The organism is Escherichia sp. E3659 (genome assembly GCF_005781135.1).
Classification (GTDB): Bacteria; Pseudomonadota; Gammaproteobacteria; order Enterobacterales; family Enterobacteriaceae; genus Escherichia.
This window is the reverse complement of sequence record NZ_VATQ01000015.1, coordinates 271,242-297,021: the sequence shown is the minus strand read 5'-3', so window position 1 is coordinate 297,021 and position 25,780 is coordinate 271,242. Positions and strand designations below refer to the sequence as shown.

Here is a 25,780-nt window from a genome sequence, read left to right as displayed (position 1 = left end):
TATTCATATCTACGCGGAGTATTACTGTGCAATGGCATTGGGTAAAGAAAGTGACAAATCGCTTGCTACGGCTTTTCAGGATTTGCGCGAGTTAAAAGTCGATGTGGCGTATCCTTTCTTACTGGCGCTTTATCATGACTATAAAAATGACGATTTGTCTCACGAAGATTTCCTGAGCATAATTCGTTTAATTGAATCTTATGTTTTCCGCCGTGCAGTATGTGCGATTCCGACGAATTCTCTTAACAAGACGTTTGCTACTTTTTATAAGGTCATTAATAAAGAAAATTATCTGGAAAGTATTCAGGTGCATTTTATGAACCTGCCTTCATATCGTCGTTTCCCCAACGATGATGAATTTAAACGAGAATTAAAAATTCGCGATCTCTATAACTTCCGCAGCCGCAGCTACTGGTTACGACGACTGGAAAACGATAAACGCAGAGAGCGCGTGGAAGAGTTTACGATTGAGCACATTATGCCGCAGAACGAAAATCTGTCGGCTAAATGGCGCGAAGAGCTGGGAAGCGACTGGCAGCGTGTGCATAAAGAACTGTTGCATACGTTGGGGAATCTCACTTTAACGCGCTATAACTCCCGCTACAGTGACAGACCTTTCGCGGAAAAACGCGATATTGAAGACGGCTTTAAGCATAGCCCGCTCTATTTGAATATCGGTCTTGGACAGTGCAAAAAATGGGATGAAGCCGCCATTCGCGCCCGTGCCGATCGTCTGGCCGATCTCGCGGTTCAGGTCTGGCAAGCGCCTTCCCTTCCTGAAGAGGTTTTAGCTGTTTATCGGGCGCAGCCGGAGAACAAAACCAGTTACAGCCTGAATGATTATCCTTTTCTTGCTGATGGTTCGCATAGCCGGGTGTTATTCGATCATCTTCGCGATGAAGTTATGCGCCTGGACGCAGGGATCACGCAGGAAGTTTTAAAGCTGTATATTGCGTTTAAAGCTGAAACGAATTTTGTTGATGTTGTGCCGCAAAAAAGCCGACTGCGATTGTCGCTTAATATGCAGTTTCATGAACTGGTCGATCCGAAAGGTATTGCCAAAGATGTGACAAATGTTGGGCGATGGGGCAATGGCGATGTGGAAATTGGTTTCAGCGACCTCGCACAACTTCCTTACATTATGGGATTAATTCGTCAGGCATTTGAAAAACAGATGGAGAGCGCGTTGGTATAACGCGGCGAAAAATGCCCGGTAGCACTGGCGCTACCGGGTCAATGTATCAGGCGACTTTCCGTTTACCTGTAATCACCCCAATAAAATCCTGCACCTGCTTTTGTTTACGCGCCGACAGTTTGCACACCTGGCGCAGTGACTGCATCAGTTCGCTCTCTTCGGCGGCGGGTGGTTGGGCGGTGAGGACAATACAGCCTTCCATCACTTTGACATCTACCGCCGTACCGGTGGTAAAACCGGCGGCTTCCAGCCACTGACCTTTCAGGGTGATGGCGGGAATACGGCTGTAATCCGGGTAGCGGCTCGCATAACTCACGGTTAATTGACGGTTATTTGCCGGGGAGACTTCTGCTTCGAACGGTTGTGCAATAGAATGCGTGTCAGTCATGATTACTATTCCTTAGAAATAGGGATTGTGATTAGCGGTGCGGGTGTGTTGGCGCACATCCGCACCGCGCTAAATACCTGGATATATCATCAGTAAATATGGGGAAAGTCCAGCTAAAAATTAATGAAAAATAAGATAAAAATTAGCGTGAAATATAATTTTCGGTGATGTGAATAAAGCGGCTATTTAGCCGCTTTATTGGTTTTTTGAGGGCGATAAAATTAGTTTGTTGCCGCGTCAGTGAGTGCGTCTGCAAGGTGCAGTTGGGTTTGCTGGGCGGATTGGATATGATTCTTTAATTCTTCACATAGTTTATAAAAAATATGTAGTTTACTCATTATTTTTTTTGCTTCTGAGCTAGGCGGAATAGCAACAGGACAACCTCTGAGCTGGGTTTTATTAATAGAGGCTAAATTAGTGGTTTGCTTACTTGCGTTAGCAAAATATTGTCTTGAGAATGGGCTATTCATATATGTTTCTAACCAATATGGATCAACATCTTGCCCTATATTTCGTCCTTTGAATACATGGTTTTGATTTGCTATATACCAGTCATGACACCATACTGTAGTTCTCCCGACTGTATCCCAGTCGCCGCCTTCTGTGATCAATAAATCTCCCTTGACTACTTGATATTTTTCTTTTTCCTCAATAGGGATTTCAATCTGTTTAATTTCCGTAAGATCAAGATATCCGCGTTGGACGTTTGCCACACGTAAATAAGGAACTTTTACCAAAGTTCTATTTGATAAATTTCTTCCTTTAGTGATACCACTTTGAATATCAATAATATCTTCAAATAAACACCACTCCCACCCTTCCGGCAGTTCAAACGGTTTTTCCTCATCGCTAATTGGCGGCAACGGTTTTTGTTTTTTTATTTTCCCTTCTTTCACCAGTTGAGCTTTTTCCTGCGCAATTCGTTTGAGCAGTTCAGAGGCAGGTTCGTCATTCGGATCCTGCGGCACAAGTTTACCCATTACGGCCAGTTGCAGAATGGTCTGTTTTAACGCATCTACGCTGGCTTCGGTGGTAAAAAGTGTGTCGAAATGCTCGCTAATACGCGCCCAGTTTTCAGCCAGTTCCTCGGCGTTTTGGCTGTCTGTAAGTGTTCCCAATAGGGTTTCAACCAGTTGCTGATGTGCGTCCAGACTGGTCAGGGATTGCTGTTCCAGTTGGTCACAGAGGGACATGAGTTGCTTAACAGTTTTAATTATCTTTAATTGTTCTTCTAATGGAGGGAGAGGTAATAATAAAGACTCCCACTTTCCTTTGTTAAGTATAGCAATTGTTGTACTTGACGATTTAGACCAAGCTAAAGATTGGAAATATGCTGAAGATAAACAAAGAAATATAAATTCAGAATTATCTATAAATGGTGTAACTGAATTTATTTGTTGGTTAAATGTACATGGTTGATTCACAACTTGGCACTTTCCTATTGTACCAATGCAAACCATTAAGACTGAACCAGCCGGTGCAAGTCTTCCAAGCTCATTCGCCCCTTGTATTGTTAAGCCTTCATCTTGGTAATCGACACCTTGAGAAGTGATATTTGCTGGTTTAATAAAAGGAATATCGTTCCCAAAATATTCGGGTTTAGATTTTGACGGAGTTCCTCCTGTTTGCGTAAATCCAATATCACCTAACCGTACCCATTCCCACCCAATTGGCAATTCAAACGGCTTCTCTTCCTCACTAATTTCTGGCAGTGGTTTTTGCTTTTTAATTTTTCCTTGCTTCACCAGTTCTGCTTTTTCCGCCGCAATACGCTTCAGCAGCTCCGACGCTGGTTCATCGTTCGGATCCTGCGGCACCAGTTTACCGCGCACAGCCAGTTCCAGAATCAGCTCACGCAATTTCTTAATGCCATACAAATCAATCTTACCGGAGCTGCCGCGCCCGGCGGTGGAACGGGTTTGCAACGCCGAGGTCCAGGTTTCCATATGATCAACGATCAGCTTTTCCACACTCATCAGTGAACCTCCTTGCCAGACAGCGCAGCGCCGAGAATATCGCGCAGTTGATTACGCAGCGTCTGGATCTCCGCCTGCTGCTTTGCATACTGCGCTAACAATTCATCTGGATCATGGCTGACGGTTTCCGCCTGATGTGGGTTTTTAATATCCAGATTGAAGTTACGCGCAATGACATCATCAATGCTGACTTTCCAAGCCTGCTCATTCTCGACGCGGCTGGCAAAACCATCAGCCTCGTTGCCCCACCAGTCGATCTCCGCCTGAAACTCTTCAAACTTCATCGGCTTGGTTTTACTGTAATTTTTCACGCCCGCCGGATACGGATGCTCATAGAACCAAATCTCTTTGGTTGGCTGACCTTTGGTAAAGAACAACAGGTTGGTTTTAATGCCGGTATAGGGGTTAAACACACCATTCGGTAAGCGCACGATGGTATGCAGGTTGCACTCTTCGGTAAGTAGCTTTTTGATTTTGGTTTTAACGCCTTCGCCAAATAGTGTGCCATCCGGCAATACCACCGCCGCGCGACCGTTTTTCGCCAGTACTTCCACAATCAGTTGCAGGAACAAATCCGCCGTTTCGCGGGTTTGCATCTCTGCTGGAAAGTTCTTCTCAATACCATCTTCTTCCGTGCCACCAAACGGCGGGTTGGTAACAATGACATCCAGTTGCTCATCCCAGGAGGAAAGCGGTTTGTTCAGAGTGTTGTCGTGACGAATTTGCACTGGCACTTCAATGCCGTGTAGCAGCATATTGGTGGTCGCCAGCAGGTGCGGAAGCTGTTTTTTCTCGACACCGTGGATCTGTTGTTGCAGCGTCTGATGATCGGCGACGCTCTTCACGTATTTGTTCTTTACATGATCGAACGCGCAGGCAAGAAAACCGCCCGTACCGCAGGCCGGGTCCATAATGGATTCGCCGAGTTTCGGATCAACGCGATCCACCATAAAGCGAGTGACGGCGCGTGGAGTATAGAATTCGCCAGCATTGCCCGCAGATTGCAGATCTTTAAGGATCTGTTCGTAAATATCACCAAACAGATGGCGTTCGCTGGCGCTGGTAAAGTCAATTTCGTTCAGCTTGTTGATCACCTGACGCAGTAGCGTACCGTTTTTCATATAGTTATAGGCATCGCTGAACGCCTGCTTCACCACGTAGCCGCGTGGGTTTTTATCGATAGGCGCAGTGAGGTTTTTCAACGCCGGGAACAGATCATCATTAACGAATTCCAGCAGGGAATCACCGGTAATGCCCTGCGCGTTTGCGGCCCAACTGCGCCACAAATAACGCTGTGGGATCGGATATTGATAGTTATCCTGCTCCAGTTCCAGCGCCTCTTCCTGGGCATCGAAGATTTTCAAAAACAGCAGCCAGGAGAGCTGACCGAGACGCTGCGCATCGCCGTCCACACCGGCATCTTTGCGCATAATATCTTGTAATGATTTGATTACTGAACTGATAGACATGTTGTATTCCATGAAAAACAAGGCCTTCTGCAACATGATGGTTGCAGAAGGCACAAAAGAGAGTTGTTAAGCAGAGCGGGGCGGTAATTGGTAGATTTCGTTTTCCAGCTCGCTGAGCGCCTGATTATACCCGTTACGGTCGCCAAATCCGGTTTTAATAATCTCCGGTAAAGTGCCCATGCTGTCGAATGGTTTAAGTTTCAGCACCTGAATACTTTCGATCTCCTGTACGCCCGCATCGGCGTATTTATCCAGCAGATTATCGAGCACGGCTTGCGCTGCTTCAGAGTATTTTGTGAAGTAGTTCCGCTTGCGCACGTTCTCGGCGCGCTCTTTGCGGGTTAACGGCGGCTGACCATACACTACGTGGCAAAGCATGTCGAATGGGTCGAGATCTTTACCGACTTCTTCTGCCAGTACTTCCCAGATGATCCCCTGTTGCTCCAGCTCGTGAATGATCGCTTCTTTGCGATCGGCGTCCTGCCACTTGCGGGTAAAGTCATCCAGCGAGGCATATTCTTTGAGCAGTGTTTTGCGGGTGTAATCTTTAAAAGATTCGGTAACCAGTTTACCGTCGGCATCGTAATACTGAACACGCTGCGCAATAACGCCCACCGCTACACCGTTGACGTGAAACTTGCGGATTTTCTTCTCGTCTTCTTCCGGAAGTGGGCCGACATCATCGGTATCGGTAACCTGGTATGGCGGCGCAGGCGGTTCATCAACGCCTGTTACCTGTTCTTCGTCGTGTTCGCTGATTTCTTCGAGTTTCTCTTCAAAATCAGATTCTGGATCGGCGATATCCTCTGGTGTGGTATCCATGACTTTTTCGGGAATGCCATCGAAACGCTCATCAGCAAACAGTTCGGTGGCTTTTTTAAAGTCGAGGATGGTAAACCAGAGTTTGCCGTAACGTTCGTCGATGCGTGTACCACGACCGATAATCTGCTTGAATTTGGTCATCGACTGGATGTTCTGGTCCAGTACTACCAGTTTGCAGGTTTTAGCATCTACACCGGTGGTCATCAGCTCTGAAGTGGTCGCGATAACCGGGTACGGTTTTTTCGGGTTGATGAAGTTATCCAACTGAGCTTTGCCAATTTCATCATCGCCGGTGATTTTCATGACGTATTTGTCGTTCTTTTTCACCTGCTCCGGGTTGAGATTAACCAGGGCGCGGCGCATACGTTCTGCATGATCGATGTCGTTACAGAAGACGATGGTTTTATCCATCGGATTGGTGCGCTTGAGGTAATCGGTAATGGTTCTGGCAACCAGTTCTGTGCGTTCGTCGATTACCATCGTGCGATCGAAATCTTTCTGGTTATAGATACGATCGTCGATCACTTCGCCGTTTAAGTCAGTTTGCCCTTTGGTTGGGCGCCAGCCTTGCAGATCAACATCAATATCAACACGGACAACTTTATAAGGGGCGAGGAAGCCGTCTTCGATCCCTTCTTTTAGCGAGTAGACGTAAACCGGATCGCCGAAGTAATCCGTGCTGGAGACTTCATGCGTCTCTTTTGGCGTGGCGGTTAAGCCAATTTGGGTGGCGGAACTGAAATAATCAAGGATCTCTCGCCAGGCGCTGTCTTCGGATGCGCTGCCGCGATGGCATTCGTCGATCACGATCAGATCGAAGAAATCTGGTGCGACTTGTTTAAACGCTTTTTGGTCTTCCTCCGGGCCAGTTATAGCCTGATAGAGCGCGAGGTGAATTTCATAAGCGGGATCAATGGTGCGTCCGCTGACTTTGGTCATTGCCGTACCAAATGGCTGGAAATCATTATTTTTGGTTTGGTCGACCAGAATGTTGCGATCGGCAAGGAACAAAATGCGTTTTTTATTTTTTGATTTCCACAGGCGCCAGATGATCTGGAATGCGGTATAGGTTTTCCCTGTTCCGGTCGCCATGACCAGCAGAACGCGGTTTTGCCCGTTGGAGACGGCTTCAATGGTTTTGTTGATTGCCTGAAGCTGGTAATAACGTGGTGATTTACCGCTGCCATCGTCGTAATAGTCCTGAGTAATCACCGGAAGCTGAGCTTGTGTGTATCCTTTCCAGAGGCAGAATTTTTGCCAGAGTTCAGCGGGGGAGGGGAAGTCATCCAGCGTTATTTGCTTTTCAAGGCATTCACCTTCGGCTGCGGTGGCATCGCGGAAGATAAAGCCATCACCGTTGGTGGCAAAAACAAAAGGAACGTCCAGCAGGCGCGCATATTCAATGCCCTGTTGCATCCCTTTGCCAATTTCATGTTTGTTGGCTTTTGCTTCAATCACGGCTAAGGGAATGCCTGGTTTGTGATACAGCACGATGTCAGCAGATTTTACCGTTCTGCGTGCCGCAACTTTACCACGTACGATGACTTTACCGTCCCGGAGTTTGACCTCCTGTCTGATTTGCGTTGTGTTGTCCCAGCCTGCATTGAGAATGGCTGGCATAACGCATTTGGTAATGATGTCTGCTTCCGTCAGGTTACTTAGGTTCAGTTCCGCCATGGGGTGTTCTCATCTAAATGCGATGCGCAAATTCTACACAGAAAAATAGATGAATTCATCTGTTCAAAGAGTATTATCAGCGTTAAGTCACTGTTTTAAAGGTATTCTTGAGTTTCATCAATAGCTGGATAAGGATTCATATGGGGAATGTTCGGTTCTTGCAAGGAGTGAAAAAATATTTTTGTACTAAGGCATTAGATGTCATTCTGCTAATTTATCTACTCCTTGGTTTTATACTTCTCCCTTATAAATATCTGTGGAAAGATATTATTTTATCTCTGTACTTTGTTGGTATTCTTCTTTATGCATTAGTGGAAGAAAATCGCATTACAGAATATATGGGGTATTTTGTTAAGTTCAGTAATAAAAACAGGTTGAATAGTTGTGCTGCCTGGTGTTCACTTATTGCATGGTTTATATTTTTGTTTTTTGTGCTTTCAATTAATATTTTTCCAGTCAGTGCCTCTGTATATATTTTTAGTGCTTTTTCATTATTTGTTTTTCTGGGAGGTATTTTTATTATATTAGAGTTAGAGTTTAAAGAAAATAAAAAATTAATGATTATTAGGTCTGTGACTATAGCAGTCATGCCAATTATATATTTATTCACAAGTAGTTATGCTTCCAGTTTATTTTTAAGTTTGAGTAATCTAAACATCACGCTAACTCCATGGGTTGAGTATTTCTGGAAAGGGATGGCTTTTATGTTGCTTTTCTTCATGTTAATGCAACTTATTATCTATTTTGCTTTTTTAACTCTGGGGACTAAATTAAATGTGTATAGGTTATTTATACTTGCCGGAGCATTTATCGCATCTACTATTTTAGTGGCTTTTGCTTCAAAAAATGTAGAAGGTATTTCGTACTACGTTTTAAAAAGCACCATAGATTTTGAATGGCGTAATCAGATTAAATGTGGCCAGTTGAATATTTCACGTTCGAATGAAAAGTATTTTGGGTTTAATACTGATAAATATACTGTATTTTATTCCAATAGAGAGGGTAAATGGGGTTTTGATGAGTTGAAATGTAAGAAAGGTTCTGACAGGAGAGATGCATATTCCATTGAGAATGTCTCAGAATATAACGTGCCTGGATGGCTGAAATAAGATATCTTTATAAATTATATAGTAAAGGTTCTGGTCATAAATGAGCATGGTTAAACATAAACGGGGCGCACTCTACACATTTGATGTGCAGCAAGAAGCTGAACTCATGGCTTTGGTTAATAAATCCGACGAACATATTGATTACAGCGACATTCCTGCGTCTGGTAGCGAAGCATGGTCTGACGCCAAACGCGGCAATTTTTTGCCAGATCCAGGTATTCACGCGCAATAAAACTTAGCGGAGGGGAGCACGTCGTTCTGTTTCCCCCTCACTGCTAAATGGGGCATTGGTTTGCTTTACACTCAACCTTTCACGATTACTTCCTCAACCCCGCAAACGCCGCCCGAATCTCATCCTCCGGCAGCTGAATCCCGATAAACACCATCGTGCTATGCGGTTTTTCATCGCCCCACGGTCTGTCCCAGTCGGCGCTGTAGAGGCGCTGGACGCCCTGGAACAGCAGGCGGTTAGGTTCGCCGTCAATCCACAGCATCCCTTTGTAACGCAGCAGTTTATCTGCCGATTCCAGCAGCAGGTTTTCCATCACGCGGGAAACTTCGCTGATATCTACCGGGTAGTCCAGTTCCACCACAATCGACGAAATATCGTTTTGTTTATCCGCGATAAAGTGAAAACGTGGCTTGGTGCTGACAACGTTTTCTTCCAGCATAAAACCGTTGGTGTTGAACAGCAGGCCCAGGTCGATGTCGCCGTGGGTAACGGTGTAGACCGGTGCGCGGGCGTTGATGCGCGCCAGACGTTCACGCAGTTTTTCTGCTTCGCCTGCGACGTCGGTTTTAGTCAGCAGAATACGGTCGGCATAGCCAACCTGGGACTGGGCGATGGTGAACTGGTTCATCTGCTCATCGGCATGTACCACATCCACCAGCGCAATCACGCCGTCCAGCAGGTAACGCTGGCATAAAATCTCATGGGAGAAAAAGGTCTGAATAATCGGGCCGGGATCGGCCATGCCGGTGCATTCAATGACCAGACGATCGAACTGAATATTGCCCTTGTCGAGATTATCCAGCAGGTCGAGTAGTGCGTCTTCCAGCTCGTTGGAGCGCGAACAGCAGATGCAGCCGTTGGTCAGCGTTTTGATCTGCGTGGCGCGGTCACCAATCAGTTGATCATCAACGGAGACTTCGCCGAATTCGTTTTCAATCACGGCAATCTTGTAGCCGTGTTGTTCGTTAAGAATATGGCGCAGCAGGGTGGTTTTGCCCGCGCCTAAAAAACCGGTGAGTAGGGTAACTGCAATCGGGTTCATGCTCTCTCCATTAACAACAGCGCATACCGCCTTTACCATCGCCGCCGTAGCGCGCGTTCTGGCGTTCGCGGAAGAATTCTTCATAGCTCATGTACGGCTTGTCGGGATGGTTGGTCTTCATATGCTCGACGTAGTTGTCGTAGTCTGGAATGCCAATCAACATCTTCGCCGCCTGGCCGAGATATTTTTTTGCCTGTCCTAAGTTACCAAACATAGTTCACTCTGATAAGAACAAAGCCCCGCCGAAGCGGGGCTAAACACGGTTAGTGGTGTGAAGAGATCTTCACGCCGCCTTCCGGGATTGGAACGTACGGTGTTTCTTTGTCAGTACGTTTGTCGCTGTTACGCACCTTCAGCCAGGTTTTGAAACCGTAGAAGATGATGCTGTACACCACAATCAGGAACAGAATACTCAGACCTGCGTTGGTGTAGTTGTTCACAACGATGTGGTTCATGTTGGCAATCTGCTGCGCCGTCAGGTCAGTACCGTTAGCAATCTTCTCTTTGTACTGGCTCGCCATGTAGAAGAAGCCTTCCATCTGCGGGTTGGTGCTGAACAGTTTCAGGCCCAGCGCCCAGGTGGTGCAGATAAGCAGCCATACAGCCGGAACAACAGTTACCCAGATGTATTGGGTGCGCTTCATCTTAATCAGCACAACGGTACCCAGTACCAGCGCTACGGCTGCCAGCATCTGGTTGGAGATACCGAACAGCGGCCACAGGCTCTTAACGCCGCCCAGCGGATCGACCACGCCCTGATACAGCAGGTAGCCCCACAGACCCACACAACCCGCAGTACCGATGATACCGGCAACCAGAGAGTCGGTTTTTTTCAGGAACGGGATGAAGTTACCCAGCAGATCTTGCAGCATAAAGCGGCCAGAACGGGTACCGGCATCCAGCGCGGTCAGGATGAACAGTGCTTCGAACAGAATACCGAAGTGATACCAGAAGCCCATGTCAGCCATCGGCAGCACTTTGTGGAACACGTGTGCGATACCTACCGCCAGCGTCGGCGCACCACCTGCACGGTTCAGGACAGAAGGCTCACCAATGTCTTTCGCGGTTTGCAGGATCTGCTCTGGCGAAATCACGAAGCCCCAGGAGCTGACGGTCGCTGCCGCGTGTGCGGTAACGTCTTTCAGCTGCGCCATGATGATCGGCGCGTTCTCGCCACCCATTTCATGCAGGTTAGGCATGGTGATGCCAAGGCCCGCAGGCGGGGTGTTCATCGCGAAGTAAAGACCCGGTTCGATGATGGACGCAGCAACCAGCGCCATAATCGCCACGAAGGACTCCATCAGCATTGCGCCGTAGCCAATGAAACGCGCGTCGGTTTCGTTAGCCAGCAGTTTCGGCGTCGTACCGGAAGAGATCAGCGCGTGGAAGCCAGATACCGCACCACAGGCGATGGTGATGAACAGGAACGGGAACAGAGCGCCTTTCCACAGCGGGCCAGTACCGTCAATGTACTGGGTCATCGCAGGCATTTTCAGTTCCGGGTTCAGCACCACGATACCCAGCGCCAGGCCGACGATAACGCCGATTTTCAGGAAGGTTGCCAGATAGTCGCGCGGTGCGAGGATCAGCCACACCGGCAGCAATGCGGAAACAAACGCATAGCCAATCAGCGCGAAGGTAATGGTGGTGTCTTTAAAGGTCAGTGCCGGACCCCAGTACGGATCGTGAGCAATCACGCCACCGAAGTAGATAGAGGCAACCAGCAGCACGATACCAATGACAGAGACTTCACCTACACGCCCCGGACGAATAAAGCGCATGTAGATACCCATAAACAGCGCAATCGGTACGGTTGAGCAAACGGTGAAGACTCCCCACGGACTTTCGGCCAGGGCTTTAACCACAATCAGCGCCAGGACGGCAAGGATGATGATCATGATTAAGAAACAGCCAAACAGCGCGATAGTCCCCGGTACTGGTCCCATCTCTTCTTTGATCATCTCACCGAGAGATGCGCCGTTACGGCGAGAGGAGATAAACAGCACCATAAAGTCCTGAACCGCACCGGCCAGCACTACCCCCGCCAGCAGCCACAGCGTGCCAGGCAGGTAGCCCATCTGCGCGGCGAGCACCGGACCAACCAGCGGACCAGCACCGGCGATAGCGGCGAAGTGGTGACCAAACAACACGTAACGGTTGGTCGGAACATAGTTCAGACCGTCGTTGTTAATAACCGCAGGCGTCGCGCGCGTGGGGTCGAGTTTCATCACCTTCTGGGCGATGTACAAACTGTAGTAGCGATACGCCACCAGATACACCGACACAGAGGCGACCACGATCCACAGGGCGCTGACGTGCTCCCCCCGACGTAATGCAACTACCGCGAGGCAGAATGCACCGATGATTCCGAGAATCACCCAGGGTATGTGCTTGAATAGTTTTTTCGTATCCATAGTAAAACCTGGCATTTTACTCGTCGTCTTTTGGCTTACAGGTGCGGCAGCTGCGTTCGTTCACCCCTGTCACTTACTGTTGTAAGCTCCCGGGGATTCACTCACTTGCTGCCTTCCTGCAAAACAAAATCCATAGAGTAATTTGTTAATCATAGGCCGAAGCCGTTCTAGGTTTGCGTTGCGTTTGAGGAGGTAAATTGACCGCTATCCTGCAGTGATGTTGCCAGAGTTACGCGCGCGTAAAGTAAGGTAAATAACTGAGTGGTTATATTAGGGACGTAAGCGGTCAGGAATGGCGGTGAGCGGTTGGGCAAGAATTATTCATTAGGCTAATATGTGATTGAGATCACGAATTTTTTTTGCCTGGATAGATTTCTCGTTTGCGCCTCAATAATTGCCAGATGCGCCATGCTTATCTGGCCTGGATAGATTCTGCAATGTATTGAATTTGTAGGATTTACCAGACCGGATAAGCCATTAACGTCAAATCCTTATCAGGGATTTAATGTGGTGAAGGTGGCTGGTGCGCCAGGGCAATTAACGTTTCGCTGCGAGAGGGGGAAAGGGGTTCTCGCGGTTGCGGTAATGGCCAGCCGTACAACCATCGAGCGGTAGCGGCGCAGGTTCTCCCCTGACAGGCTCCCATGCCGCAGCGGGTCGTTAATTTGGCCTGCAGCCAGCTTTGTGCTTGCTCTACATCGCTACAGCGAATGTCTTCGCAGCGGCAAAGCAGCGTTTCTGGTGTCGCAACGCGCTTGAGACTTTCGGGCAGGGCAAAGGTTTTATGAAGTGCAAGGGCGAAGCGCTGCCACCCGGCACGTTTTTGTTGCAGAAACCTGGTTTCATGGGCGCGATCGGCCGCACAAAGTCCGGCTATCTCACCTTCTATCAGCGCCAGTTCACTGCCACCAAATCCAGTACATTCACCGGCTGCATAGATGTTTTTAACCGAGGTTCGCTGAAGTTCATCCACCTGCACGGCATCATTGCTGATGACACAATTGAAGAACAACCCTGGTTCAAGATTAGGCACCAGACCATAGCCAATAGCCAATTTGTCGCATGGCAGTGTGATTTCCCTACCATTGTGTCGGAGGGTAACAGCACGCAATGTGGCGTCGCCGTGAGCAGCGATAACCTGGCTTGCACTGAGATAACGACGAGGAAATAGTGTCGCCAGTTGGCGCAGCTTACCCGGCCAACGCCATAGCCCGAGGCCAAAGCGCAATAGCGCTGCGCGTGGGGCTTGTTCCACAATCGCCACCACTTCGCCTCCGGCACGGCGAACGGTGTCAGCAACGGCCAGTAATAGTGGCCCGCTTCCGGCAATAACCACTTTTTGATTCGCCATGTGCAGCCCCTGTTTCACTTGTGCCTGTAACCCACCCGCGCCACTGACACCGGGCAGCGTCCAGCCTGGAAACGGTAATGCAAGTTCACGAGCACCGCAGCAGAGAATCAGCTTATTCCAGCTTACTGTGCCGTAGTCTTCTGCAGTTTCGAACAGTATACAATTTTCGCTGCGGCGGGCGATTAACCTCGCTCCGTTGAGCACACGAATCCGCGATTCGTTGGCAACGGCATCGCGGTAATGGCGGGCCAGTGGAGGAAGCTGACTTTGTGGGCCATCGCGCCAGATTTGACCGCCAGGACGCGGATTATCATCAAGAATGATGACCTGCTTATCGCACTTTGCTGCGGCCAGAGCAGCTGATAGCCCCGCCGGGCCTGCACCGAGTATTAAAATGTCACACTGTAAGGTCTGCATATCCGCTCCTTTCAATCTGCATGTCTGGCTGGCAAAGGGTCTGACAACCTGGTACCCGACGACCATTAACGCTCACCCGACACTCCTGGCAAACGCCCATGCCGCAGAAGGGTGTACGTGGTTGCCCGCTCACCGAAAGGCGCGTAATGGGGTTATCAGTTAAGGCCAGTGCCGCCGCTACGCTAATACCCGTCGGGACAAACCAGGGCTGTCCGGCAATAAAAATTCGAATGGTGCCACTCATGCGCTGGCCTCCAGGGAGATAAGTCTGGCGGGTAGCCAGGGGGCAGGAGATACGAGGCTACGTTCACCCAGCAACTGTGCGGCTAACAGCGACGCGCTGGCGGGGGCAGTGGTCACGCCAAGCCCTTCATGACCAAGAGCCAGCCAGACGCCAGCACGGGAAGGATGCGGGCCGAGAAGGGGATTGCCATCCTGCGAGGCGGCGCGAAAACCGCTCCAGCAACGAATAATATTGAGCGTTGCCAGAGACGGCAGAAAGTGTTGCGCTCTGGACAGCATCGCGGCCAGGAGTGGAAGGTCCAGTTCGCGATCCTGGTTATCGAACTGACGCGAAGAGCCAATCAGCAGTTGGCCGGTGGGACGAGGCTGCACATTAAAGGCCACTGACGTGCCGCCGCCGTGAGCACTGGCGCCGTAGCCAAGTTCAACCAGTTGGTGATTGACCAGTGGACCATAGCGATCAGTAATCGCCAGTTGGCCTTTCTTCGCGCGCAGCCATGGCTCCCCCAGTAACGTATTGGCCCCCAGACCACTGGCGATGACGATCGCGTCGGCGCGTACCTGGCGACCGCTCTGTAATGTCACTGTTGGTTCTTCCAGACGAATGGCGGGATCAACCAGATGTGTCAGCTTATCGCCCGCATTGGCAATAAACCAACGGGCAACGTTTGGGGCATAGACGATGCCATCGCCCGGCACCCATAACCCGCCGGATAGCCCCGGGCGTAGCATAACTTCTCGCTCGGCCAATTGTGCGGCGCTTTGCATTTCGCTGTTTACTTTCTGCGATGCCAGACGTCGCTGCTTCTCTCGGGCAATTTCCAGTTCTTCTGGTGTTTCCGCCAGCCACAATGTGCCACAGCCGCGCCAGGCACAGCTTTCCGGTAACTGAGGCGTCAACGTGCGCCACAGTTCCAGCGACCAGGCAGAGAGCGTCAGTTCTGCGGGATCATCATCCATACAGACCAGATGCCCCATTCCTGCAGCCGTAGCTCCGGCTCGGCCGTCGTCAATTAACGTGACTCTCACCCCACGTTTTGCCAGTTGCCATGTGCAGGCGGCCCCGATAATGCCTGCGCCGATGACAATGACCTCCGTGCTGTTCACAGGCTAATCCCCCAGCAGAAGGGATCGTCCGAATTAAGGAGCAGGCGATTGTCGCCACATACCCAGGCTTCTCCACGAATGGTGGGGATAATCTTCTCGCCATGGCGGGCATAGTGAGCCGTAAACTGGCTATCAATAATACTGGCCTGGCGCCAGATATCGCCGGGGGCGAGTTTTCCGTCCTCTGCCAGACAGGCCAACTTGGCGCTGGTACCTGTGCCACAGGGAGAACGATCCCACGCTTTGCCTGGGCAAAGGACGAAGCTACGGCTATCCGCCTGATCGTCATCGGCAAAAAGTTCGATATGATCGATAATGCCACCATTTTCACCGACGATCACCGCATTATCGAGTCCTTCCCGTACCGCCCAGGCGTATTCAGTTAACTGCGGGATCTGTTCCGGCACAATATCAAATGGATGATCATTAATAAGAAAAAACCAGTTGCCACCCCAGGCGATATCACCTGTAACTGTACCCACCGCCGTTTCCACACTTACCTGTTTTTGCCAGCGCCAGGCCGGAACGTTTTCAACTGACACACTGCCATCGTCATGCAATGTGGCGTTTACATCTCCAACAGGGGTTTCAATGCGATGAACGCCTGGTTTAATACGACCTAACCAGGCCAGTGAAGCAACAAGCCCGATAGTGCCGTGCCCACACATATTCAGGTATCCGGCATTATTGAAAAAGATGACACCCGCCGTGGCATGAGGGGAAACCGGCTCACACAGTAGCGCGCCGACCAGCACGTCGTTGCCGCGTGGCTCAAGAATTATGGCTTTGCGCCAACTGTCAAATTCCCGGGCAAAACGTTCGCGCCGTTCGGCCATGCTGCCGCTACCGAGATCGGGAAAGCCATCAATAATCAACCGGGTCGGCTCGCCTCCGGTATGGGAGTCGATAGCCCTGAGTTCAGTGATTTGGTGAGGAACATGCATGCTCTGGCTCCATGTGGTTAACGAAATGTTTCTAAATGCTGGCGTAATTGCAACTTTATCGCTTGAAGGGTTTCTGCAAGGGAAATGACGAAATCAGCACAGTGAATTATTTCGCGACACCAGGAGTGGTCATATTTTTTTAATATTAATCATCTTGTTAGTGATGTGTTAGACCAAGAACAAGCGTTCGTCAGTAGTGAGAGCAACGGAAAGTGGAAATACACGGAAGGATCGCAAAATGCGCGTTCAGTACTTGTCATGTTAACTAAAGGTTAATAAACATTCATCCTCAATCGCTATGAGGAACAGCTATGTCCAGCATATGTCATCAGACTATTGAGTTTTCCCCTTGTGAAGAAACTGCGCTGGCCGTTGATGAACTTAGTCAAATTTGCGAGGGGCTGGCGCGGCAGCGTCCACAAAATATTCAGGCATTGTTAAATGCACTGGCGCTGATTGCGCCACTTCTTAACGCCATTCCTAATGTGGTGTTTTTTATTAAGGATGTGCAGGCCCGTTATCTGTTAGTCAATATGACATTGGCGCGACGCTGCGGGTTTAAAAACGTGACATCGCTACTGGGGAAGACATCGGCAGATGTTTTCCCTTCTGCGCTGGGACGAGGATATACCGAACAGGATCTGCGTGTGCTACGCGAAGGGGTTGCGTTACGTGATCAACTGGAGATGCATCTCTATAACGGGCGCGAACGCGGCTGGTGCCTGACACAGAAACTGGCACTGCGCGATATGCAGGGGCGTGTGATCGGAATGGCGGGGATATCACATGATCTCCAGGAGGCACATGCGCGTCATCCTGCCTGGCAACGTCTGGCGATCATCGATGAGCACATTCGCAATCACTACCACCGCGCGATCTCTATGGAAGAGTTGACTGAAATGAGCGGAATGTCTGTGGCGCAAATTGAACGCTACTGTAAGCGGATTTTTCACCTGACTCCTCGCCAGATGATCCACAAAGTTCGACTGGAAAAGGCCACGGAGTTGCTTGCCGGAACTACGCCGATTACCGATATCGCTTTGCAGTGCGGTTATACCGACCACAGTGCGTTCAGCCGTCAATTTAAGGCGATGACAGGCTCAACACCGCGTGATTTTCGGATGACGTTGGTCGGGTAGCACGACAAATCGCAACCGGGCATTGTGCTAATTTCGTCATCCTGGGGAAAGAAAACCGACAAGCCGCCAGCGCAAGGAGAGGTCAATCTGTTAATGATAATTCACTTTTAATTCACATTAACGCAACAGGTTGACAATAAGGAAACCAAAGATGAGCAATAAAGCGATTAACTGGAGTGGCGTTTTTCCGGCGGTTAGCACTCAGTTCCGTAGTGATTACTCACTTGATTTGGATGCCACCCATGCGGTGATGAAAAACCTGGTTAAAGACGGGGTTTCTGGCCTGGTAGTGTGCGGTAGCGTAGGAGAAAACACGTCACTTACCACTCAGGAAAAACTGCAAATCATCGAAGTCGCGAAAGATGCTGCTGGCGGAAAAATTCCGGTGATTGCCGGGGTTGCTGAGTTCACCACCGCCTTTGCCCGGACGATGGCAAAAGAGGCCGAGAAGGTCGGTGTTGATGGCGTTATGGTGATGCCTGCTTTGGTTTACTCGTCTAAGCCCCATGAAACTGCAGCGCACTTCCGCAGTGTGGCAATGGCGACCGACCTGCCGATCATGGTCTATAACAACCCACCGATTTATAAAAACGATGTCACCCCTGATATCCTGGAAACACTCGCTGATTGCGAAAATATTGTCTGCTTTAAAGATTCCTCTGGTGATACTCGTCGCTTTATCGATCTTCGCAATGCGGTAGGAGATCGCTTTGTGCTGTTTGCAGGGCTGGATGATGTCGTGGTTGAGAGCATTGCGGTGGGCGCTGAAGGCTGGATTTCCGGGATGTCAAACGCCTTCCCACGCGAAGGTGAGACGTTGTTCCGTTTAGCAAAACAACAGCGTTTTGACGAGGCTATGGCGCTGTATCGCTGGTTTATGCCGCTGCTGCATCTCGATGCGCGTCCTGACTTGGTGCAGTGTATCAAGCTGTGCGAAGCCCTGTTGGGGCGTGGCAGTGAGGTTACTCGCCCGCCGCGTCTGGCGCTGGAAGGTGAAACGCGTGCCCAGGTTGTGGCGATAGTTGAGAAAGCGCTGGCGACTCGCCCTGCGCTGCCGGACGTGGGCCTTTGAGGTGGGGAGAGACTATGACTGAAACTTTCCCTTTCACCGGGCAACAGTTCATCGCCGGGCAACGTGTTGCCAGCGGTGAACCGTCGCTGGTCAGCCTGCGAGCGCAGGATGGCGAACCTACCGGGCAACGTTTTTACCCGGCCTCCGTGGAGGAGGCCGCGCAGGCGGCTATTGCGGCGCAACAGGCTTTTGTGCGCTATTCACAGACCAGTGCCGGGCAACGTGCCGATTTTTTAGAAACCATCGCCGATGAACTTGATGCGGCAGGCGACGAACTGTTCGCTACGGCACATCAGGAGACAGCGTTACCCCTGGCGCGTTTACAGGGAGAGCGGGCAAGAACCAGCGGGCAGATGCGCATGTTTGCCGGGTTATTACGTCGGGGCGATCTGTTTGAGGTAAGAATTGATACTGCGTTGCCGGAGCGTCAGCCTTTGCCTCGACCGGATTTGCGCCAGTATAAAACGGCTCTCGGGCCGGTGGCGGTATTTGGTGCCAGCAACTTTCCACTCGCTTTTTCTACCGCCGGTGGTGATACAGCAGCGGCACTGGCTGCAGGATGCCCGGTAGTGGTGAAAGCGCATCCTGGGCATATGGCAACGGCAGAAATTATCGCGTCAGCGATCGCTCGTGCCGTGACTAAATGCGCCATGCCCGCAGGCGTATTCAATATGATTTTCGGTACTGATATCGGTGCTGAACTGGTGAAACATCCCGCAATTCAGGCGGTGGGTTTTACCGGCTCATTACGTGGTGGCATGGCGCTCTTTCGTTTGGCCCAACAGCGTCCACAGCCGATACCGGTTTTTGCCGAAATGTCGGCTCTCAATCCCTTTTTCATTCTGCCGCAGGCGCTATCAGTACGTGCCGATACGCTGGCCCGCGATTTAGTCGCGTCGTTCACGCTGGGATGTGGACAGTTCTGCACTAAACCAGGCTTGGTTGTGTTGCTGAAGGGGGAGAAAAACGCGGACTTTTTGCAGCAACTGATTGAGAAAGTGAATGCCGCCTCACCGCAACTCATGCTTAACGCCTCCACGCTTGAGCACTATCGCCACAGCGTAGAGAAACTGGCAGGACATCCGACAATTCAGTGTTTGGCGGGGGACGATAATCATCAGGCCGGACGTGCAGAAGCTCGTCTCTATCAGGCTCAGGTGGCAAGCGTACTTGAAAAAGATCCTCTGTTGCAGGAGGAAGTGTTCGGGCCGCTCGCGATTGTGGTTGAAGCCGCTGATGAAGCGGAGTTGTTGCAGGTGATTAACGCTCTGCAAGGGCAACTTACTGCCACACTTCAGGCGGATGAGGATGACCGGCAACTGGCTGGTCGTTTATTGCCGTTGTTGGCTGATAAAGCCGGACGCGTATTGTTCAACGGCTATCCCACCGGCGTCGAGGTTTGCGATGCCATGGTACACGGTGGTCCGTTCCCGGCAACCACCGACGCGCGCGGCACGTCCGTAGGCACGCTGTCCATTACTCGTTTTCTGCGCCCGGTATGCCTGCAAAATGCACCCGCTGCGCTATTACCGCCTGCGTTGCAGGACAGTAATCCATTAAACCTGCTGCGCCTGGTTAACGGCCAGTGGACCCGGGAAGCCATTTCCTCCTTGTTGACTCATTGAAGGGCATCACTATGACAATTCCTTCTACCCAAAGCACGCAAACCGTCGTTGTTGAGTCGGGGAAGTTTAAAAAGCAGTTAACGCTCACCGACTTGACCTTTATTGGTCTGGGGGCGATTTTTGGTTCTGGCTGGCTGTTTGCTGCCAGCCATGTCGCATCGATCGCTGGCCCAGCCGGGATTGCTTCCTGGGTTATTGGCGGTTTTGCGGTGTTGCTACTGGGGATTATTTACTGCGAACTGGGGGCGGCGCTTCCCCGCGCGGGCGGTATTATTCGTTACCCGGTATTTTCGCACGGTGAATTGATGGGCTATCTGCTGGGTTTTATTACCCTGATTGCCTTCTCCAGCCTGATCTCCATTGAGATTGTAGCCGCACGGCAATATGCTGCCGCCTGGTTTCCGGCGCTGACGCAGACGGGGAGCAGTGACCCGACGCTGTTAGGCTGGGTGGTGCAGTTCTTACTGTTGTGCTTCTTTTTTGCCCTGAACTACTACAGTGTCAAAACGTTCGCCCGCTCGAACAATTTTATTAGTGTGCTGAAGTTTCTGGTGCCGTTGCTGGTGGTAATAACGTTATTTGCCTTCTTCAAACCGGAGAATCTGCATATACAGGGTATGGCTCCATTTGGTATGTCGGGAGTGGAAGCGGCAATTAGCGCGGGTGGGATTATCTTCGCTTACCTTGGGCTGACACCGATTATCTCCGTTGCCAGCGAGGCGCAAAATCCGCAACGTACCATCCCATTTGCGCTGATCCTCTCGGTAATTCTCTCGACCATCATCTACGTTCTGCTGCAGATAGCCTTTTTGGGCAGCATTCCTACTGAATCGCTAAGTGGGGGTTGGGCGGAGATCAGTAAGAACTATTCGCTGCCGTATCGTGATATCGCCATTACCCTTGGGATGGGCTGGCTGGCATTTATGGTGGTATGTGATGCTATTGTGTCTCCCAGCGGCACTGGCAATATTTACATGAATGCGACACCGCGCGTGATCTATGGCTGGGCGAAGGCGGGAACATTCTTTAAAACCTTTACTCATATCGATAAGGAGTCAGGTATTCCACGTCCGGCACTGTGGCTGACGTTTGGTTTATCTATCTTCTGGACGCTGCCGTTCCCGTCGTGGGAGCAATTGATTAGCGTGGTTTCTGCGGCTCTGGTACTGAGCTACGCCATCGCGCCAGTGACAGCTGCCGGGCTGCGTCGTAATGCACCAGATATGCCGCGCCCGTTCCGCGTTCGTGGTTTTGCGGTCCTCGGCCCACTCTCTTTTATGATTTCCGCGCTGATTGTTTTTTGGTCTGGTTGGGGAACGCTTTCCTGGCTGCTGGGGCTACAAATCGTAATGTTTGTGGTTTACGTGGTTTGTAAGTCGAAAGTGCCTGTTCAGCATGTCAGCCTGGCGCAGCAGATTAAATCTTCATTGTGGCTTATTGCCTTCTATGCCCTGATTATGCTGTTTTCCTGGTTGGGTAGTTTTGGCGGTAGCGGCATTATAGGTCACCCGTGGGATACTATCGTCGTCGCGCTGATGTCGTTGGGAATTTATTACTGGGGCGCATACACCTGTCTTCCTCGGGCGAACTTTAACGGGGATGAAGAAGAATAAAGGAGTAGAAAATGGATAGAGTAATCCTCTCATTATCAGAGGCTTACGCACTAGCCTATCATGCGCTCATCAGTAACGGATTTAGTGAGCAACATGCGGTGGTGATTGCGAAAAACGTTACCGCCGGGGAGCGCGACGGCTGTGCCTCGCACGGTTTATGGCGACTGCTGGGGATTGTTGACACGCTGCGAAAAGGGAAAGTCTCTGCCGATGCTCTGCCGACAGTGGAATCTCAGGCGCCGGCAATCGTTAAGGCCGATGCCAAAGGTGGCTATTCGCTGTTGGCTTATCAGCAGGCACTGCCGTTACTGATCGAGAAAACGCGTCAGTGCGGGATTGCAGCACTGGCGATTAATCATTGTGTTCACTACTCCGCCTTATTTGCGGATGTTGAACCGCTGACTGAAGTCGGACTGGTGGCGCTGGCGACCACGCCAAGCCATGCCTGGGTTGCGCCGAAAGGGGGGCGCAAACCTCTTTTTGGTACTAACCCAATCGCGTTTGGTTGGCCGCGCGACAAACAGCCGCCATTTATTTTTGATATGGCGACCAGTGCGGCGGCACGCGGGGAGATTCAGTTACATCAGCGAGCCGGGAAATCACTTCCTGAAGGTTGGGGGATCGACAGTAATGGCAATGCCACCACCGATCCACAAGCTGTGCTGGACGGAGCAATGTTAACCTTCGGCGGTCATAAAGGTTCGGCACTGGCAGCGATGGTGGAGCTGATTGCGGGGCCACTGATTGGCGATATGACCAGTGCTGAGTCTCTTGCATGGGATAACGGTGCAGGTGGTTTGCCATATGGTGGAGAGTTGATCCTGGCACTCGATCCGCAGCGTTTTCTTGGTGAGGATGCCGGGAGACATCTGGCAAGGGCGGAAACGCTGTTTAGTCAGATGCAGGCACAGGGCGTGCGCCTGCCGGGAGAACGCCGCTACCAGGCACGATTGCGCAGTGAGCAACAGGGTGTAGAGATCAGCCAATCACTCTATGACGATATTCGATCCTTAAGTAGCTGATAGATATTAAAGGATATACATACAATTAATGGCGGGAAGGATCCCGCCATCTGCGCTATCAAAACAACGTATCCAGCTCTGCCAGTACGTTGTAGTCGTCATCAGTTAATAACAACGTTTTCCATTTGTCGAAGGTCAGGCACGGATGCGATGTGCCAAACACCAGAATATCCCCCACCTGCACGTCGCTATTAGCTGACAGTTGCAACATACAGTGCTGATCCATAATGCCGACACTGCGAATAGCCTCAGGATCAAACGCCAGTGGCTTGCCGTTGCGGTAGTGGGCGACTGGTTGCGGCAGTCCGGCGTCGAAGGCGCAATCACGCTTACCAAAATTAACTACCGCACGATCGGCCTCTGGCACCGATTGCACCATGGCGACCAGTTCCAGTGCAGATGTGAGATCGCCTGCCAGATCGCAAGCCACAGGATCGCGGGCGATCAATTGCTGTTGCGCGATGTCGTAGATCCCTGCGTCATGGGTGATGTAGCAGCCTGGGCGAATGACGATCCGGCAGTTAGTCGGTTTTTCTGCCGCCAGCCAGATATTGCACACCACGTCATACCAGACCGTGCCTGCTCCGGTGAGAATAAACTCGCCATCAACCAGACTCGCCATATCACAGGCCAGTTGTGCGGCATCCCGCAGCAGAGCTTCTACCTGCGGTTGCGGATCGTCACCGTGTAAAACACCTTCATATAACTCAAGCCCTCGCAGACGTAATCCTGGTAATTGGGCCGCCTGCTTAGCCAGTGCCAGTGCGGCATCCGTTGAGCGGCAACCACAGCGCCCGCCGGGAACCCCCAGTTCAATCATCACGTTCAGCGTCTGTTGCTGGCTGGCAAAAAAGGCGGACAAAGCGCGGGCGTTCTCAATGCTGTCGATACAGCAGATAAAATCGACCGTCGGGTAATGCCGTTGCAACTGGGCAATCAATTGCATATTCGCCTTGCCGACCAACTGGTTAACCATCAGCACTCGCTGAATACCGCTCGCCATTGCTGCACCAGCCTGCCACGCGCTACCGACACCTATTGCCCAGGCGCCTGCCGCCTGCTGCGCCTGAAAAATCCACGGCGTCATGGTGGTTTTACCGTGCGGTGCCAGTGAAACGCCGCGCGCGTCAGCATAACGCTGCATCCACGTAATGTTGTTCTCCAGGGCCTGCTTTTTAATGATCGCGGCAGGTAAACAAACATCTTCGGCAAGGATATTTGCGGGCATTTGCATCAGTGCAGATTTATGGGGAACCAGAGGCTCAGAGTGGTATTTCATAACATTCACCTTTTAAAGATTTCACCGTATCGGATGTGAGTATCATTTATAACTAAATGAAATATAAATATTTAGTTTATTTATCTTATGATTTATGAATAAAAGTATCAGAAAATCATCTGGCTTTTGCGTAGTTTTCCACTGTTTTTCATCCTTGTAAATGGTTAACTTGTCACCATTGCAGAAATGGAGTGACGAACATGCAGGTTGACTGGTTATTCAAAAATGTGACGGTTATCGACGGCAGCGGCGGCCCTGAATTTCGCGGTGACGTGGCAATAACAGGTGATCGGATTGTTGATATTGCCCCTGCGCTTAACGTTACGGCGCAGCAGGTCATTGACGGTGAAGGACGGGTGCTGGCACCAGGGTTTATCGACGTTCATACCCATGACGATATCAACGTTATCCGTATCCCGGAATATCTGCCAAAAATCAGCCAGGGGATCACCACGGTGATTGTCGGCAACTGCGGGATCAGTGCAGCGTCGGCGAAAATGAAAGGCGAAGTCCCTGACCCGATGAATCTGTTGGGGGAAGCGGAGCACTTTATTTATCCCACCGTTGAAAGCTATGCCCAGGCAGTGGAAGCAGCCAGACCGTCACTGAACGTTGGCACGCTGATTGGTCATACGGCGCTGCGTAATAATCATATGGACGACTTGTTTCGCCCGGCGACGGCGGATGAAATTGCCGCCATGCGTGCCGACTTACGTCTGGCGTTGAGTCAGGGGGCGCTGGGGTTAAGTTCCGGACTGGCTTATGCCACCGCATTTCAGGCGACTACCGAAGAGGTGATGGCGCTGGCGGAAGAACTGGCAGGTGAGAAGGGGGTTTATACCACTCATCTGCGTTCTGAATTCGAACCGATTCTGGATGCGCTGGATGAGGCGTTTCGTATTGGGCGTCATGGCAAAGTGCCTGTCGTGGTTTCCCACCATAAATGCGCTGGGGCGAAAAACTGGGGGCGGACAAAAGAAACGTTGGCTTTTTTTGACCAAATGCGTCAACACCAGGAAATTGGCTGCGATGTCTACCCTTACTCGGCCAGCTCTTCAACGCTGGATCTCAAACAAGTCACCGACGAATTCGATATTGTGATCACATGGTCACAAACACATCCGCAGCAGGCCGGGAAGACACTGGCACAAATCGCCATCGACTGGCAGATGAGTATGCTGGAGGCCGCGAAGCTGCTGATGCCTGCCGGGGCTATCTATTACAACATGGACGAGCGCGACGTCCGCCGAGTGTTGAGTTATCCGGTTAGTATGATTGGCTCTGACGGCCTGCCTAATGATCCCATGCCGCATCCGCGTTTATGGGGCGCTTTCCCTCGCGTGCTGGGTCACTATTGCCGTGATGAAGGCTTATTCCCGTTGACCACGGCTATCCACAAAATGACCGGGCTTTCTGCCAGCCGTTTTCGTCTGCCCCTGCGTGGGCTGGTGAAAGTCGGCTACTTTGCGGACCTGGTGCTGTTCGATCCACAAACCATTCGTGATGTTGCCAGTTTTTCTGATCCCAAACGCCCGGCAGATGGCATTGAAGCGGTGATGGTAAATGGCGTTATGAGCTATGGTCGCGATAAACACATTACAGGCCGTGCGGGGCGTTTCCTGCGCCGCCAGACCTCACATTAAG

At 50.8% G+C, this 25,780-nt stretch carries 21 protein-coding genes; 9 read left to right on the top strand and 12 right to left on the bottom strand.

Annotated elements, in window-relative coordinates; translation table 11 throughout:
• The first annotated feature begins 31 nt into the window (after positions 1-31).
• Positions 32-1,195, top strand: coding sequence for a DUF1524 domain-containing protein (locus FEK47_RS25425; RefSeq protein WP_135486721.1), 1,164 nt, complete (start codon positions 32-34; stop codon positions 1,193-1,195).
• 46 nt (positions 1,196-1,241) lie between these two features.
• Here the strand turns inward: FEK47_RS25425 and symE are convergent, their stop codons facing one another.
• The 4 genes from symE to FEK47_RS13420 all read right to left on the bottom strand — a co-directional run bounded on the left by symE (position 1,242) and on the right by FEK47_RS13420 (position 7,527).
• Positions 1,242-1,583, bottom strand: a complete 342-nt coding sequence (gene symE, locus FEK47_RS13435; RefSeq protein ID WP_135408813.1) for an endoribonuclease SymE — start codon at positions 1,581-1,583, stop codon at positions 1,242-1,244.
• 221 nt (positions 1,584-1,804) lie between these two features.
• On the bottom strand, positions 1,805-3,559 hold the full coding sequence (locus tag FEK47_RS13430) for a restriction endonuclease subunit S (protein ID WP_135486720.1): 1,755 nt from the start codon (positions 3,557-3,559) through the stop codon (positions 1,805-1,807).
• A complete protein-coding gene (locus FEK47_RS13425; protein WP_016159453.1) occupies positions 3,559-5,028 on the bottom strand; it encodes a type I restriction-modification system subunit M in 1,470 nt (489 codons plus the stop codon). The genes FEK47_RS13430 and FEK47_RS13425 overlap by 1 nt, the downstream gene beginning before the upstream one ends.
• A gap of 66 nt (positions 5,029-5,094) precedes the next feature.
• On the bottom strand, positions 5,095-7,527 hold the full coding sequence (locus tag FEK47_RS13420; protein ID WP_000819019.1) for a DEAD/DEAH box helicase family protein: 2,433 nt from the start codon (positions 7,525-7,527) through the stop codon (positions 5,095-5,097).
• Positions 7,528-7,667: 140 nt separating this feature from the next.
• Here FEK47_RS13420 and FEK47_RS13415 point away from each other — a divergent pair, with 140 nt between their 5' ends.
• Both FEK47_RS13415 and FEK47_RS13410 read left to right on the top strand, forming a co-directional pair.
• Positions 7,668-8,636, top strand: a complete 969-nt coding sequence (locus tag FEK47_RS13415) for a hypothetical protein (protein WP_138183209.1) — start codon at positions 7,668-7,670, stop codon at positions 8,634-8,636.
• Positions 8,637-8,676: 40 nt separating this feature from the next.
• Entirely contained in the window at positions 8,677-8,868 is a 192-nt protein-coding gene (locus tag FEK47_RS13410; protein WP_135486719.1) for an antitoxin, read from the top strand.
• Positions 8,869-8,953: 85 nt separating this feature from the next.
• Here FEK47_RS13410 and yjiA read toward each other — a convergent pair whose 3' ends face one another.
• From yjiA to FEK47_RS13375, 7 genes are all read right to left on the bottom strand, one after another.
• Entirely contained in the window at positions 8,954-9,910 is a 957-nt protein-coding gene (gene yjiA, locus FEK47_RS13405) for a GTPase (protein ID WP_135486718.1), read from the bottom strand.
• A gap of 10 nt (positions 9,911-9,920) precedes the next feature.
• Positions 9,921-10,124, bottom strand: a complete 204-nt coding sequence (locus tag FEK47_RS13400; RefSeq protein ID WP_000467859.1) for a YbdD/YjiX family protein — start codon at positions 10,122-10,124, stop codon at positions 9,921-9,923.
• A gap of 49 nt (positions 10,125-10,173) precedes the next feature.
• On the bottom strand, positions 10,174-12,324 hold the full coding sequence (gene btsT, locus FEK47_RS13395) for a pyruvate/proton symporter BtsT (RefSeq protein WP_001309197.1): 2,151 nt from the start codon (positions 12,322-12,324) through the stop codon (positions 10,174-10,176).
• 502 nt (positions 12,325-12,826) lie between these two features.
• Positions 12,827-14,092 carry an FAD/NAD(P)-binding oxidoreductase gene (locus FEK47_RS13390; RefSeq protein ID WP_135486717.1) on the bottom strand — a complete coding sequence of 422 codons (1,266 nt, stop codon included), beginning with the start codon at positions 14,090-14,092 and terminating at the stop codon, positions 12,827-12,829.
• The gene (locus tag FEK47_RS13385; protein WP_000017085.1) at positions 14,073-14,336 is read right to left on the bottom strand and encodes a (2Fe-2S)-binding protein; all 264 of its coding nucleotides are present in this window, start codon (positions 14,334-14,336) and stop codon (positions 14,073-14,075) included. The genes FEK47_RS13390 and FEK47_RS13385 overlap by 20 nt, the downstream gene beginning before the upstream one ends.
• The gene (locus FEK47_RS13380) at positions 14,333-15,442 is read right to left on the bottom strand and encodes an FAD-dependent oxidoreductase (RefSeq protein WP_135486716.1); all 1,110 of its coding nucleotides are present in this window, start codon (positions 15,440-15,442) and stop codon (positions 14,333-14,335) included. The genes FEK47_RS13385 and FEK47_RS13380 overlap by 4 nt, the downstream gene beginning before the upstream one ends.
• Complete coding sequence (locus FEK47_RS13375) at positions 15,439-16,386, bottom strand: 4-hydroxyproline epimerase (protein ID WP_135486715.1); 948 nt, start codon at positions 16,384-16,386, stop codon at positions 15,439-15,441. Before FEK47_RS13375 ends, FEK47_RS13380 begins: the two co-directional genes overlap by 4 nt.
• Before the next feature lie 311 nt (positions 16,387-16,697).
• On the opposite strand from FEK47_RS13375, the gene FEK47_RS13370 reads away from it, so the two are divergent.
• The 5 genes from FEK47_RS13370 (at position 16,698) to FEK47_RS13350 (ending at position 22,857) form a co-directional block, all read left to right on the top strand.
• On the top strand, positions 16,698-17,525 hold the full coding sequence (locus FEK47_RS13370) for an AraC family transcriptional regulator (protein ID WP_130221703.1): 828 nt from the start codon (positions 16,698-16,700) through the stop codon (positions 17,523-17,525).
• A gap of 151 nt (positions 17,526-17,676) precedes the next feature.
• Positions 17,677-18,597 carry a dihydrodipicolinate synthase family protein gene (locus FEK47_RS13365; protein WP_130204736.1) on the top strand — a complete coding sequence of 307 codons (921 nt, stop codon included), beginning with the start codon at positions 17,677-17,679 and terminating at the stop codon, positions 18,595-18,597.
• Positions 18,598-18,611: 14 nt separating this feature from the next.
• Positions 18,612-20,222, top strand: a complete 1,611-nt coding sequence (locus tag FEK47_RS13360; RefSeq protein ID WP_135486714.1) for an aldehyde dehydrogenase (NADP(+)) — start codon at positions 18,612-18,614, stop codon at positions 20,220-20,222.
• Between the two features lie 11 nt (positions 20,223-20,233).
• The gene (locus tag FEK47_RS13355; protein ID WP_130204740.1) at positions 20,234-21,835 is read left to right on the top strand and encodes an APC family permease; all 1,602 of its coding nucleotides are present in this window, start codon (positions 20,234-20,236) and stop codon (positions 21,833-21,835) included.
• 11 nt (positions 21,836-21,846) lie between these two features.
• A complete protein-coding gene (locus FEK47_RS13350) occupies positions 21,847-22,857 on the top strand; it encodes an Ldh family oxidoreductase (protein WP_135486713.1) in 1,011 nt (336 codons plus the stop codon).
• Between the two features lie 58 nt (positions 22,858-22,915).
• Here the strand turns inward: FEK47_RS13350 and FEK47_RS13345 are convergent, their stop codons facing one another.
• Entirely contained in the window at positions 22,916-24,136 is a 1,221-nt protein-coding gene (locus tag FEK47_RS13345) for an amino acid deaminase (protein ID WP_135486712.1), read from the bottom strand.
• A 200-nt stretch (positions 24,137-24,336) separates the two neighbouring features.
• Between FEK47_RS13345 and FEK47_RS13335 the strand changes: the two genes are divergently transcribed.
• Positions 24,337-25,779 (top strand): D-aminoacylase, encoded by a 1,443-nt coding sequence (locus tag FEK47_RS13335; RefSeq protein ID WP_135486711.1) that lies wholly within the window; start codon positions 24,337-24,339, stop codon positions 25,777-25,779.
• Position 25,780: the final 1 nt, after the last annotated feature.

Bases quoted from the DNA above. Each gene is read 5' to 3' on its own strand.
- FEK47_RS13365 (WP_130204736.1), top strand. From the start codon at position 17,677: ATGAGCAATAAAGCGATTAACTGGAGTGGCGTTTTTCCGGCGGTTAGC.
- FEK47_RS13390 (WP_135486717.1), bottom strand. From the start codon at position 14,092: ATGCAGACCTTACAGTGTGACATTTTAATACTCGGTGCAGGCCCGGCG.
- symE (WP_135408813.1), bottom strand. From the start codon at position 1,583: ATGACTGACACGCATTCTATTGCACAACCGTTCGAAGCAGAAGTCTCC.
- FEK47_RS13335 (WP_135486711.1), top strand. From the start codon at position 24,337: ATGCAGGTTGACTGGTTATTCAAAAATGTGACGGTTATCGACGGCAGC.
- FEK47_RS13350 (WP_135486713.1), top strand. From the start codon at position 21,847: ATGGATAGAGTAATCCTCTCATTATCAGAGGCTTACGCACTAGCCTAT.
- FEK47_RS13420 (WP_000819019.1), bottom strand. From the start codon at position 7,527: ATGGCGGAACTGAACCTAAGTAACCTGACGGAAGCAGACATCATTACC.
- yjiA (WP_135486718.1), bottom strand. From the start codon at position 9,910: ATGAACCCGATTGCAGTTACCCTACTCACCGGTTTTTTAGGCGCGGGC.
- FEK47_RS13400 (WP_000467859.1), bottom strand. From the start codon at position 10,124: ATGTTTGGTAACTTAGGACAGGCAAAAAAATATCTCGGCCAGGCGGCG.
- FEK47_RS13360 (WP_135486714.1), top strand. From the start codon at position 18,612: ATGACTGAAACTTTCCCTTTCACCGGGCAACAGTTCATCGCCGGGCAA.
- FEK47_RS13415 (WP_138183209.1), top strand. From the start codon at position 7,668: ATGGGGAATGTTCGGTTCTTGCAAGGAGTGAAAAAATATTTTTGTACT.
- FEK47_RS13355 (WP_130204740.1), top strand. From the start codon at position 20,234: ATGACAATTCCTTCTACCCAAAGCACGCAAACCGTCGTTGTTGAGTCG.
- FEK47_RS13370 (WP_130221703.1), top strand. From the start codon at position 16,698: ATGTCCAGCATATGTCATCAGACTATTGAGTTTTCCCCTTGTGAAGAA.
- FEK47_RS13430 (WP_135486720.1), bottom strand. From the start codon at position 3,559: ATGAGTGTGGAAAAGCTGATCGTTGATCATATGGAAACCTGGACCTCG.
- FEK47_RS25425 (WP_135486721.1), top strand. From the start codon at position 32: ATGGCATTGGGTAAAGAAAGTGACAAATCGCTTGCTACGGCTTTTCAG.
- FEK47_RS13345 (WP_135486712.1), bottom strand. From the start codon at position 24,136: ATGAAATACCACTCTGAGCCTCTGGTTCCCCATAAATCTGCACTGATG.
- FEK47_RS13425 (WP_016159453.1), bottom strand. From the start codon at position 5,028: ATGTCTATCAGTTCAGTAATCAAATCATTACAAGATATTATGCGCAAA.
- btsT (WP_001309197.1), bottom strand. From the start codon at position 12,324: ATGGATACGAAAAAACTATTCAAGCACATACCCTGGGTGATTCTCGGA.
- FEK47_RS13385 (WP_000017085.1), bottom strand. From the start codon at position 14,336: ATGAGTGGCACCATTCGAATTTTTATTGCCGGACAGCCCTGGTTTGTC.
- FEK47_RS13410 (WP_135486719.1), top strand. From the start codon at position 8,677: ATGAGCATGGTTAAACATAAACGGGGCGCACTCTACACATTTGATGTG.
- FEK47_RS13375 (WP_135486715.1), bottom strand. From the start codon at position 16,386: ATGCATGTTCCTCACCAAATCACTGAACTCAGGGCTATCGACTCCCAT.